Origin of the sequence: Jannaschia seosinensis, from assembly GCF_001408515.1 — a bacterium.
GTDB lineage: Bacteria > Pseudomonadota > Alphaproteobacteria > Rhodobacterales > Rhodobacteraceae > Jannaschia > Jannaschia seosinensis.
The window spans coordinates 1-11,567 of record NZ_CYPR01000069.1 but is presented as its reverse complement, the minus strand read 5'-3'; the positions used below and the strand labels follow the sequence as shown (position 1 = coordinate 11,567).

Sequence of the window (11,567 nt, the reverse complement as noted above, 5' to 3'; positions counted from 1 at the left end):
CCGCCGAGCGCGCCATGCGCCGAGTGGGTGTTGAAGGAAGAACTGGCTATTTGCCGGATCGGACACGGGTGGCGAAACCATGGCGCGGGCGATGACGCTCATAGAGAGCGCGAAGATGAACGGCCTCGATCCCCAAGCCTACCTCGCCGACATCCTCGACCGCATCCACGATCACAAGAACAACCGCCTCGTCGAGTTGCTGCCCTGGAACTGGACGCCAAAAGCCGCCGGAACCACGCAGAGCGAAGCTGCCTGAAATTACAAGGCGGTCAGAACCGGGCGCTTACTGTCCTTCTCGATCCCGTCGGGAGACGAGCGAAGCGGGGTTCGGGGAGATGTGCGGAACGGTCTCCCCGGGAGCGGGGGGGGGGTCGGAGGCGAGCGCGGAGCGGCATCCTCCGGGCGCTGGGGTCTCGGGTAGTGCAGAACGCGCCCGAGCCTGTCGGGAGACGCCAAGGGGTGCAGGGGGAGTGGCGAACGATGATCCTGCCCTGGGTGTCCAGAGGGGCGGCGCGCAATCTGGTCCGGCTGAAGGCCCTTGGCGGGTTCGGGAGGGCGGAGCGTCTCCCGAGCGGCGCATCAGCGGCGCCGGGGTCCGGGGGCGTCAGCCCCCGGCGAACGACAGCTGGAACGCAGGCCCGAAGGGCCGGAGTGCCAGCTGATTAGTGAGTATCTTCCTGCGCAACATTCGTGACGACGCAGCGAAACCCGCAAGCAGCACTTCGTCAAACGAGGCTTTAGTCGTCATGATGCGCACGTCCCGCTTGATTTCTATCTGTTGTACTTCTGCTTCGCGGCACTTGCCAACACACGCTGCTTCTCGTCACCGAAGGACGCCTGAAGACGTTCACCGAAGCTCTCGCCTTCGGGGATACTTAGCTCGAAAAGCTCGATCTCTCTTTTCTCTTCATTCGCAAGATACGAAATGAAAGACTCGGTGCGATCAAGCCTGACCTTTACTCTGTCCGCGCGAGCGCGCGATGTAAACAGCCTATACTCTTCATTCGCGTAGCTGGTAATGCTGTTGCACGACTCTTCGTCATAGTAGTTGCAATCTACGCAGACCAAGTCGAGATAGGTAAAGGTAAATGCGAGATTGCTGAGCATGTATAGACCGTAATTCGTTACCCGAACTCTATCCACACTTTCATCAAAGTAGTCGAGGCGGTTGTTCGCCTCGACGAAGCCATGGCGCAGCAGAACGTCCATGCAGAGATTGAAGTCCCCGAGCATTCTGAATCTTTCCGAAAAATAAGCTCTGAGTTCGGCCATCGCAACGAAGTCTGACGATCCAGAGCCGATATTCTTGGATAGGCGCCTGAGTATCCTCAAGCTTGTAAAGTGAGAGGCGAGACGGTTGTGCCGTGCTTGAAATATGTTTGGAATGTCACTCAATTGCTCGTCGTAAAAATACCGGGTCGGAACCATCACTGGCTTGATCACCTGGTGGATTTGGAAGTTCCACCTTCCCACATCAAGCATCTCTTGCACGTTCGTATAACCAGATAGGAGGAAGGACCGGAAAAGGTCCAGGGTCAGGCGAATATCCCCGTGTCCACAAGCCGTAAGAAAGCTATTTAGCGGGGACTCGCTGTTTCCGATGCCGCTCGCAACGATTTCCAGATATCGGCAGCAGTCATCTATCAGCGCTGGATCCGTCATATAGGTAATCTCGCCGCGGCGCGCGTCGTCCCGTAGCAGCTCGATCGTGTACTCCAGTCTTTTCAAGAAAACTGTCGACGGCTTTGGTGAGCTCAGGTGGAAACCGGAGTTTTGGAATGCGTCGAGTACGCCATGTATCTTCGAGTTGTGGAAGCGTTCTTCCCTCATCGAGATCAGTGTGACGCAAGACAGGCTCCGGGCTATTTCTTGAGCGGTCGTGAAGCAATAGTCTTGGATGGGGCCGCTGTATTGATCGGTGTTGTCGATTACGACTACCACACCTTTTCCAGCTTTGCTGCAGCGGTCGGCCAAGCGCACTGCACAGTATTCCATGTCCGCCTTCCAGCTTGCTACTAAGCCATTTAGGCGATCATTGTACAAGTCGCTGGAGCGCGACAAACCGGCCAACTCTTGGCGCGAGGCTGTCTCAAACCTATCCGAAAAGAGCTCGCGGAGAAGCGTCTCTCGTGAAGCTAAGAGAGTCTTGTCTGCATCAAGGCCGGATACGAGTCGTTTCCAAATTTCCGAGTGAACTCGTGATTTTTCTTCTGGCACGTCTAACATATCGACGACCGCTGAAATCGCGTTCTCTCTCAGCCATCGTGGAGGAGTGTGCTTCAAAAGCCTGCGAATGAAAGTCGACTTGCCGGCACCCTTGCCGCCGAAAAGAACCAAGACTTCACCGCCCCGGGAGTTCTTGATGTTTTTTGTGATTCTGCCCCCGACGGCACCGCCTTTGCCAGTATCCTCCAGCTGTTCTACCCCGTATTCCTCAAAATATGGAGTGAGGGAGTCTTTGATGATCGAGCGCATCCCAGAAAGAACTTGGGTGAAGTTCCTGTCGGTGACGTAGCAGCGATCCATAAGCTCCGTTTGCTCGTCTGCTATGACGCCGAAATGCCTGCTGGCAATGGGGCGGAGTGCTGATGCCAAGCGGTTTGCCGAAATCGGATGCGAGTAAGCAGAAACGCGATCTTTAGCAACAAAGACTTGGCGGTCCCCCGGAGGAGTGCTGGACAGGGTTGTAGTGAGGGAGGAGTGCTCCGTTATCGCGATGTAGGAAAACGCGTTCTTCGCCTTTATTTCGTCTTCTTCGAAGAACTTTGGGCTCCTAATAACGAAAGCCTTGAGTTGATCCCATCTTTTGCCCTTTTCAAAACACTTGAACGCAACCCATTCGATCCCATTCGTGATCGCGGCGTATTCGCAGCCGACGTCCATGCAGTAGTCTCTGACTTGGCGCATTGTTTCTCGAATGTTTTGGTTCGAGAGGAGCGTCTTGATGTCTATGTAGCAGTGCGTCTCGCCTTCGTTGTGCGGGAACGGAAGTTCGAAAGCCTTCCCTACTTTCTTGGCTTCAACGAGGAATAGAAAGTCCCCGTTTGGCTTCGTTAGGACATAGTCAGCAAACCCAGGGGAGATATACTCCTCGACTTTGGTTAGCGCTCGAGGCCACGCGAGGAGCGGGTGCAAGACTTGGTCGATTATCTTGTGGCGCGTCTCGGCCTCGTTGGCGCTTTCTGCGAGAAGAATCTGCGTCAGCGTAGTAAGATCTGTGGTCAAGTCCCGCCCTCGGCTTTGGAATATTTCTTAGCTATGTGCATTTGTTCAGTTTTCATTAAGGCTTTGCCATCTATGTGTCACAGCGTTGCTACTCGTAGTCAATCTCGTCGATCGCAGTTGACAAACCAACCTTGAACTTCTTCTGCGGTCGACAACTGCGACCAATTCTCGTGCTTCGGGGTGCCGACGGGCCCAGGCGAGGGCGTTGGGGGACTACGTGACTGCGTTGACGCTGCACAGAGTGATCGGTCGTCCTGTTGCGGCTCTAAGGAGGGCATAGAACGGGCGTCCGTGCGGTTGTCGCTCGTTTCCGTTCCTTTTGCGCTCCAGCTTACAAGGCCATCTTGTGGCCGATGTTTGCCTGGGACGCCGCGTGACGTGGCGGCACTGGCCGCTGCGAACACCCGTTTCCCGATCCTCTGTCATCGACCGAACTCCTGACCTCCTTGGTTCAGGAGATCACCGATGGACGGTTCAAACATCAAGACAGATTACCCCGTGGTGCTGCGGTTCGGGGGGCTCTACCCTCACCACCTTGCGGGCTACGAAGCCCATCGGCTGCGGAAGGGCGGCGATCTCAGCCACGTCAATCAGTCTCGGACTGAGTTGAACGGCCCGCCATTGATCGGCGCGGAAGACTGGGCGGCGACTGCACTTGCCGAGATCCGCGAGATGACCACCGAGAACTTCGCGGCCGAGCTCGAGTCCTTGGAGAAGCGCAACCGGAAGAAGGATATCGAGCGCCGGATCGTTGAGGGACCGAAGCAACCGTGGCGCGCCACAAGGCACGGGCCGATGCGAGAGGTCATCCTGACGGTCAACAAAGACTGGTTCGCGGAAGATCTTTCCGGCTTCTTTGGCGAGGGTGAGAACCAGCGCGAGAAGGCTTTTGGCGAACTCGCGAAGGCTTGGCTGATCGAAAACTTCCGGGAGGATGTCATTCACGCACGGGCGGACCGGGACGAGGCTGCCTACCACATCCACGCGGTGATCATGCCGAGAGCGACGGTGGAGATCGCGAAGCCCAAGGCGAAGGTTCCTACGGCTACCGCGACTCGGCGGATGCTCCAGCCGTCGATTCACCCGCTGATCAAGGACTACGAGGCCGCGCAGGACAGCGTCGGCCAGTGGTTCGCCGACCTCGGGCTGGTTCGCGGCGAACGCCGCGCGAAAGAAATCCGGCAGGCGAGGGAGAACGGGGAGAAGCCGCCAAAGCGCCGGTATCACGCAAAGACGTGGAAATGGCGGGTCGAGGAAGAACTGCGCCTGAAAGCGGAAGCGAAGGCGCTGGAGGCCGAGAAGGCTGCGTTGGAACAGCGCACTGCGGACGTGGCCGAGCGGGAGGACGAGGCCGAAACGGTGCTCGCCGTCGCGGAAGGCGTGGCCTCCGGTGCCTTCGTGGCAGAGGTCGAGAGCGAAGAGCAGAAGCTGGTCGACGCGCCCGTGCTCAACCAATCGGAGCCGTCGCAGAGCGTGCTTGAAGATCTGCGCCGGAGATCGCCCAAGGGCTTCGCTCGTGCGGCGGGCGTATTCGGGCGCGCGTGGGGCCGCCTGTTTGGGCAGGCGCATGAGACGGCGCATGCAGAGGCCGCGGCCGGTGTGTCCGACGCGATGAAACAGATCGAGGAAGCGGACGCAGTAATCGTCGAGGCGACGCGGCACCTGCCGCCAGAGACACGCTCGCTGATCGCCGGCATCCGGCGCACCATCCCAGCGATGCTCCGCAAGTTGGATCGGCGGTCGAACACGACGTCTGTCGGCTTGAAATCGGCCCCGTCAGGATGTGCGGAGCCCAGGGACGAAGAAAAGTTGTGATCAGTATCAGTGGCTTACGAAAAATCGGCGAAAAAAACTGCGAAACCCATGACTCGATCGCCGGGAAGAGAGCGATCTACCGGCCAGCACCAGAGAGTGCCCCTGAAACCTGGACCTCCGCGGAGGCCACAAGATCGCTAAAGGACACCACGATGACCCATTTTCTCAACGCCGAGTTCGCCGCCTCCAAAGCCTCGCGCAAGAAGCGCCAGCAGGTCGAGGACCTCCCCGACACCGCGGCCACCGAGAAGGCCATGGCGACGCTCCGCCGCTCGCTCGGCAAGCAGGCGAAGAAGGCGGACAACCAGGACCGCCTGCGCACCAAGGCGATCAACGACACGATGCCGGAGTTCATCGCCGCGATGGACGAGGAGGTGCTGGCAGCATTCTTCTTCGGGCTGGAGCGGCTGGCGACCGCGGCGAACCGCCGCCGGATCGCGACGCACCCGCTGCGTCCGGAGGTCGTCGACGAGATGCACGAAGAGGCGGATGCGGAAGAGGCTCTTGCCGCCGAGGAAGAGGAGCGCGCTGCCGCCAAGGCTGCCGAGCGCGATGGCAAGGCGGCGAAGGCTATGCCGGAAGCTGATGCGCCGGAGGGCGCTTCCGCTTCCTGACGGACAGAGGCCGGGCAGGGGGCGCCGAGACGTCCCTCCGCCCACCATACCGCTCATCGCGCAACCGGGATGAGCAGCGTCGTTTTCGCCAAAGTGCAAACCGGGCTCCCGCAACCAGCTTTAGCGAACACGCCGCTCCCGAAAGGGCAGCGGCGTTTTTGCTGTCTGCGAAGCCCAGCAGACCCAACAGCTTGCCCTCCAGCTGCGCCATATGGCCAAGTTCGGTGTCGTGTCGGATCGTGATCCGCTCGATCAGCTCAGCCAAGATCTCCGACGCTCGATGAACGACCTCCGGATCCGAGAGCGTTTCCGCGAGTGCGTCCACCTGAGCGCGGTAGAGGTCGGCCAGATCGGCCGTGATCTCCGGGGTCGCCGACGATAGATCGGCGAGCTGCTCTTCCAAGGCCTTCTTCCTGGCCTCGGCTTCTTCCAGCGCGCTGTAGATCGTCGGCGTGGCGCGGTCGTCCAAGATCGCGGTCATGCAGCCGGCGATGGCCTTCTGCGCCTTGGCGAGCGCCTTCCGCAGGCCGGCGTCCCGCGACTCGCGATCGCGATCCTCCTCAACTTGTCGTGCGGTGAACGCGCGCCGAAAGCGGCCCACGGCTTCCGGGGTCAAGAGTCCGTCGCGCAGGCCGGTGAGCACCAGCGGCTGAAGCCGGTCAAGGCGCAGACCCGGCATTCCGGTGCAGATCGTCGGGCCCTTCTCCTTCGCGTTGGCGCAGTAATAGGCTCGGCGATTGCCTGAGCCGGCGACGGTCATGTTGCCCCCGCAGCAGCCGCAGCGCACCAGGCCCGACAGCAGATACTTGCGCCGGCGCAAGGCCACTGGCGCAGCCTCCTTCAGCGTCTTCCGCTGTCCGGCCTGCCGCGCCTTCACCAATTGCCAGAGCTCTGCGTCGACGATCCGCAAGTCAGGGACATCGACCCGGATGATCTCGGCAGCGGGACGCCGCCGGGACACCCTCTGGTCCGTGTCTGGGTTCTCACGGTAGCGCAGGCGGTTCCACACGCGCGTTCCCGCGTAGAGTTCATTGTTGAGGATACCGGTCCCCCGCCCGGCGTTCCCGTAGATCGTGTTGACCTTCCAAGCGCCGCCACGCGGAGAAGGGATTCCGTCCGCGTTGAGTTGGTGTGCGATCGCGCGGGGAGACGTTCCGTCCGCGAACTCACTGAAGATGCGTCGCACGATCGTCGCCTCTTCCGTGTAGATTTCGAGCTGGCCGGTTCGGCGCAGGCTGGTCGCCGGGTCGATCGGTATTCGATAGCCGTAGCTGAGGCCGCCGCCGGAGAGACCGTCTTTGACGCGGCCCTTGAGCCCACGATGCGTCTCCTGCGAGATGCGCTTGAGCTGCATCGCGTCCATCGTGCCCTTCATGCCGATGTGCATCTCGTCGACGCGCCCTTCGGCGATCGTGTGGAGTTCGACCTCGGCATAATCGCAGATCGAGAACAGGTTCGCCGACAGTTCCTGGCTCCGGTTCAGCCGGTCGAGACCTTCGGCGAGCACGACATCAACGAGTTCGCTCTTCACCGCTTGGAGCATCTTCTTGTAAGCGGGCCGATTGCGCTTGGAGCCTGAGATGCCGGAATCTTCGAAGGTCTGGACAACCTGCCAACCTTTGGCATCGGCAAGCTCACGGCAGTTGCGGATCTGGTCGCGCGTCGAGTTCGGGTTCTGCATGTCGGTCGAGAAGCGCGCGTAGATCGCGACGCGGCGGGTGCTCTGCTCAGTCGGATGGTGGTTCACAGGCGGTTCTTCCGTTCGGCGTAGAGCTTGTCGTAGTCGGCGACGCTGTCGGTGAGGTCCAGTAGAGTATCGAGGCCGATCGGATGCTCAACGATGCACAGGTCGGCACCGTGCTGCCGACAGAACCGGGCGAAAGCGTGAGCGTGGCAAGGGTCGCGCGAAATGCGCGCCAGGTCCGTCGCAATAATGGCCTGTGCATCGCCGTTCGCGATGCGGTCCCGCAGGACCGTCAAACCGCGGGCAACCCCTATCCCGCCGACGCCGTTGTCGACGATGACATCAAGGATGCGCCAGCCGCGCGCTTCAGCGTAGTCGGTGCAGAGCCGGCGCTGCTCGGCAATGGCGTCATCATCACTGACGGCGGAACGGAGATAGAGGGCAGCAATCATTGGGTATCCTTCCGGGTTGGGTGAGGGGTAGTCGGATCGGGTAAGCGAAACGTTGAGGCGTCAGGCGGTTCTTCGGGTTTTGTTCATCCATTGCCGCCAGACTGCCCATATCGCGTCAGGTGTTGCTTCCTGCTGTTCCCGCTCCTGCGAGAGCTTGCGGACCGCGGCTTCTGCGAGAAGGTCTATCAGTCTGTCGAGCGGCATCGGCGGAGTCCTTTCCTGTTCGGGCATCAAGCAACCGACGTGGCGGACGCCTACCCGAGCCTTCGCGCACCGGTGACCATAGCGCCCACGGGAGACCCCCGTGGGCGCGCCTGCGTCATTGGAACAGCAGGGCAGCGTGCACCACCAGCAACAGCACGAGGGCGGCGCGCACGAGCAGGCTCGGGTGGCGGCGCACGAAGAGGCGCGTTCGGCGACGGCAAGCGGACATGTTGGCTCCTGTTCGATTGCGTGATCAACTCGCCCGAGATGCGCGACGGGTCGACGTGGCGCGGCGCAGCGGGGCAGGGCGGATGTGCAACCTCTACTCATTGTCGAAGGGCCAGGCGGCCATCCGGGAGATCGCCAGCGTCTGGACCGACCGAACAGGCAACCTCGCTCCGCAGCCCGCGATCTTCCCCGATCAGTCGGCGCCCGTCATCCGTATGGGCGAGGAGGGCCGGGAACTCGTGATGATGCGGTGGGGTATGCCGTCGCCGAGCTTCGCGCTGAAGACCCGCAAGACGGACCCGGGCGTCACCAACATCCGCAACGTCGGTTCGCCGCACTGGCGGCGCTGGCTTGGGCCCGAGCACCGCTGCCTCGTGCCCTTCACCAGCTTCTCCGAGTATCGCGTCGAGCCCGATAAGTCGCGAACCCCCGTCTGGTTCGCGCGCAGCGAGGATCGACCGCTGACCTTCTTCGCGGGGATTTGGACCCGCTGGACTTCCGTGCGCAAGCTCAAGGAGGGGGAGGTAGAGGCCGACCTCTACGGCTTCCTGACCACTGAGGCGAACGGCATTGTCGGCGCCGTCCATCCCAAGGCCATGCCCGTTATCCTCACCGAGCCAGAGGAATGGGAGGCTTGGCTGGCGGCGCCGTTCGACGAGGCGAAGGCGCTGCAACGGCCGGTGCCGGACGATGTCCCCGAAGTCGTGGCGGAAGGGGAGCGGCAGGATCCTACGAAAATATGACGGCCAAGATTAAAGGTCTAAAACTGCTCGGCAAATGCCACCCTGAACCATGGCTTTGCAAGCGAGTGCCCTTCGCTGTGGGATGTTAGAAGTCCGCTTCAGTGTGACGTGCTACTAAACATATATTATGAAGCACACTGGGTTGTGCTCTCCCACTGTCCGTAGGACCACGCGGATATCAAAGGATGAATCGATGACCGACGATTGTGAGCCTATTAAGACGATTACAATCTTTAATTGTTGGCAGAGCGATCTCTGCCCCGCCACGCATCGCAATGCCATCCGCAACGCACTTCGGAACGCGGGGAAAACGCTCGGAAAGAGATATCCGCAGATGAAAATCGTGATCGACGAGGCTCTGCGCGGCAGTAGTGGTGCGCCCAACATTGCTATCGACGTCCAAGAGAGGATTGAAAAGGCCGATATCGTGGTCGCGGACATCACCACAATCACGCCGAAGGGAGCCGAACGGTGCTGTCCGAACCCGAACGTCACGTTTGAGTTGGGTTTCGGAGTCGCGACCGTTGGCTGGAGGCGAACGGTGCTGCTGTTCAACGGGAAGCCACTCTCGGGAGAGGTGCCGTTCGACTTCGAGCAGAACCGCCTGTCCAGCTACATTATGACCGACAAGATGGATGAATCCGGGCGGCACGCGCTGGAAAAGCTCATCGTGAAGGCGCTTCGGGACATCATTGAGCAAGACCCGAAACGGCCAGCGGAGGAACGCGGTCTTTCGCGCCAACAGGTCGAACGGCAACGCGACATTCGGATGGTTCGATGGCTGATGGAGCATCTTCACGTGCCAACGGTGTCACAGATTGTCTCTATGCTCCCGAAACATATCTTGGACCGTCACGTTTGGTTCTACTATTACTTCTGCGGAGTGGCAGATAGCAGCTCGTTTCACCTTTATGACAACCGATTGGCTGAAGCTGTTGTGGCCTTGCGGGATGGGTGGTGGCGAGCCATGTCCGAGGGCGAAGCCTATACGGACATGCGGGGCGCCAAAGGGCACGTGTTCACGGACCGCATATCAGGTGGAGCCGGAGACGTGGGGTCTGCTCGTTGGGACCGCATCGAAGCCGCCGCGAGCGATATGGAGGACGCCCTCCAAGCCATTCTAACGCGTGTCCGGAACGACTACTTGGAGATCGACATCGACGTGACAAACCATACCGCTTGGGAGGAATATCGAGCTGATATGGCGGAAATCGAGGACGATCTGGCGCAGTAGTTCTGGACAATTCGGCTCCGTCCCGACATCCGCTGCATTTGGTAAAGACGGCAGTTGCGGGTCGCTTATGCGGCAAGAAAGACAGACGCGCCGGCGTCGTCGTAGCAGCGACGGAGCATTGGTCGCCGGCGCGTCAGCTTCCGGGGGATCCAGTCCCGGCAGGGGACCTCGCGGCCCTCAAGAACGGCGCCCCGCGGGGCGCCGCCGGTTCAGTTCGGGTGGAGCAACTGAATGCTCAGCCGGATCGCCGCGGCGAAGTCGAGTGCCTGTCGGAGCGCGCTGTAAAGGGCCACGAGCGGCGGCAACGCGGCGCTGAGCGCCTCCGCGGCCGGGCTGACCGATGTGCTTGTCTCGAACGCCTCTGTGCATCCGATCAGGCGCTCACGCGGGATGGCGACCTCTTCTTGAGCCGTTCCGGCGACGATGGCGGCGCGGACCTCGGCGATTGCGGCGTCGACATAGTAGGCGATGTTCGGGTCGATTCCTTCCTCTACATCGAGAGCCTCGAGGAGGTCCCGAACCACCTCACGCGCGGTCGCGCCCAGATGCGGTAGCACGTGGGACAGCAGGTGCTGATCCATTCCGTGCAGTGTAAGCGCCGTCTCGGCCCCATTGGGTTTTCGCTTGCGGTCGGGATCGCTCGGCGTATCCGGCTGCCGCTTTCGCCCTTGTGCGCGCTCAGAGTGAGCTCACTGAGGACTCCCGGATGAGCTCATTGTGAGGGGTGGGACGCCTCGGCGTAAGCCCATGGCATCAACGCGTCGATGTCCTTGTCGAGATGGCCGTTGGCGAGCTTGGTGAAGAGATCGCGTAGGTAGGCATAGGGCTCGACGCCGTTCATCTTGCAGGTGCCGATCAGGCTGGCGAAGCGCGCCCATGATCGACCGCCGTCATCGTGCCCGGCAAACAGCGCGTTGCGGCGGTTCATGGCCGGGCTGCGGATCGCGTTCTCGACGAGGTTGGAGTCCATATCGACCCGGCCATCGTCGAGGAAGAGCCGGAAGCCGTCTTGGCGCCGGAGCATGTAGGCGAGCGCCTCGCCAAGCTCGGATTTGCGCGAGATGCGCGCGGCCTGGGCGGCCAGCCAGGTGAAGAACTCATCGACCAGTGGGCGGGACAGGTTCTGGCGGACCGCCCGGCGATGATCGGGCTCCGAGCCGCGGATGGCATCCTCGACATTGTAGAGCGCAGCGATGCGCACCAGCGCCTCGTCGACGATGGGTGACCCCTTCTTCGGCTTGGCCTTGATCAGCTTCCGCCGACCATGGGCCCAGCAGAAAGCCAGCTTCAACGGCTTGCCGCCCTTGCGATCTGGCTTGGCCAGATGCGTGTAGCCGCCATAGGCATCGACCTGGATCGTGCCATTGA

Annotated in this window: 9 protein-coding genes and 1 pseudogene; 5 read left to right on the top strand and 5 right to left on the bottom strand. The window is 61.1% G+C overall.

Annotation, left to right across the window (positions count from 1 at the left end):
• A pseudogene (locus tag JSE7799_RS19600) lies at positions 1 to 256 on the top strand (transposase domain-containing protein); the annotation flags it as partial.
• A 515-nt stretch (positions 257 to 771) separates the two neighbouring features.
• Here the strand turns inward: JSE7799_RS19600 and JSE7799_RS06150 are convergent.
• Entirely contained in the window at positions 772 to 3,225 is a 2,454-nt protein-coding gene (locus JSE7799_RS06150) for a hypothetical protein (protein WP_055662840.1), read from the bottom strand.
• 465 nt (positions 3,226 to 3,690) lie between these two features.
• Here JSE7799_RS06150 and JSE7799_RS06145 point away from each other — a divergent pair, with 465 nt between their 5' ends.
• Together JSE7799_RS06145 and JSE7799_RS06140 are read left to right on the top strand one after the other, a co-directional pair.
• Positions 3,691 to 5,040 (top strand): plasmid recombination protein, encoded by a 1,350-nt coding sequence (locus tag JSE7799_RS06145; protein WP_055662839.1) that lies wholly within the window; start codon positions 3,691 to 3,693, stop codon positions 5,038 to 5,040.
• Positions 5,037 to 5,654, top strand: a complete 618-nt coding sequence (locus JSE7799_RS06140) for a hypothetical protein (protein ID WP_144431583.1) — start codon at positions 5,037 to 5,039, stop codon at positions 5,652 to 5,654. The genes JSE7799_RS06145 and JSE7799_RS06140 overlap by 4 nt, the downstream gene beginning before the upstream one ends.
• Here the strand turns inward: JSE7799_RS06140 and JSE7799_RS06135 are convergent.
• Both JSE7799_RS06135 and JSE7799_RS06130 read right to left on the bottom strand, forming a co-directional pair.
• A complete protein-coding gene (locus JSE7799_RS06135; protein WP_055662837.1) occupies positions 5,611 to 7,401 on the bottom strand; it encodes a recombinase family protein in 1,791 nt (596 codons plus the stop codon). The two genes, JSE7799_RS06140 and JSE7799_RS06135, sit on opposite strands and share 44 nt — an antisense overlap.
• Positions 7,398 to 7,790 carry a recombinase family protein gene (locus JSE7799_RS06130; RefSeq protein WP_055662836.1) on the bottom strand — a complete coding sequence of 131 codons (393 nt, stop codon included), beginning with the start codon at positions 7,788 to 7,790 and terminating at the stop codon, positions 7,398 to 7,400. Before JSE7799_RS06130 ends, JSE7799_RS06135 begins: the two co-directional genes overlap by 4 nt.
• A 488-nt stretch (positions 7,791 to 8,278) precedes the next feature.
• On the opposite strand from JSE7799_RS06130, the gene JSE7799_RS06125 reads away from it, so the two are divergent.
• Positions 8,279 to 8,965 carry an SOS response-associated peptidase gene (locus tag JSE7799_RS06125; RefSeq protein WP_245624818.1) on the top strand — a complete coding sequence of 229 codons (687 nt, stop codon included), beginning with the start codon at positions 8,279 to 8,281 and terminating at the stop codon, positions 8,963 to 8,965.
• A 193-nt stretch (positions 8,966 to 9,158) separates the two neighbouring features.
• Positions 9,159 to 10,199, top strand: a complete 1,041-nt coding sequence (locus JSE7799_RS06120; RefSeq protein WP_055662834.1) for a hypothetical protein — start codon at positions 9,159 to 9,161, stop codon at positions 10,197 to 10,199.
• A gap of 209 nt (positions 10,200 to 10,408) precedes the next feature.
• On the opposite strand, the gene JSE7799_RS06115 is transcribed toward JSE7799_RS06120, so the two are convergent.
• Together JSE7799_RS06115 and tnpC are read right to left on the bottom strand one after the other, a co-directional pair.
• The gene (locus tag JSE7799_RS06115; RefSeq protein ID WP_055662833.1) at positions 10,409 to 10,780 is read right to left on the bottom strand and encodes a hypothetical protein; all 372 of its coding nucleotides are present in this window, start codon (positions 10,778 to 10,780) and stop codon (positions 10,409 to 10,411) included.
• A 131-nt stretch (positions 10,781 to 10,911) separates the two neighbouring features.
• On the bottom strand, positions 10,912 to 11,567 hold a 656-nt coding region (gene tnpC, locus JSE7799_RS06110), incomplete at its 5' end, for an IS66 family transposase (protein WP_144431582.1).

Bases quoted from the DNA above. Each gene is read 5' to 3' on its own strand.
- JSE7799_RS06145 (WP_055662839.1), top strand. From the start codon at position 3,691: ATGGACGGTTCAAACATCAAGACAGATTACCCCGTGGTGCTGCGGTTC.
- JSE7799_RS06130 (WP_055662836.1), bottom strand. From the start codon at position 7,790: ATGATTGCTGCCCTCTATCTCCGTTCCGCCGTCAGTGATGATGACGCC.
- JSE7799_RS06120 (WP_055662834.1), top strand. From the start codon at position 9,159: ATGACCGACGATTGTGAGCCTATTAAGACGATTACAATCTTTAATTGT.
- JSE7799_RS06115 (WP_055662833.1), bottom strand. From the start codon at position 10,780: ATGGATCAGCACCTGCTGTCCCACGTGCTACCGCATCTGGGCGCGACC.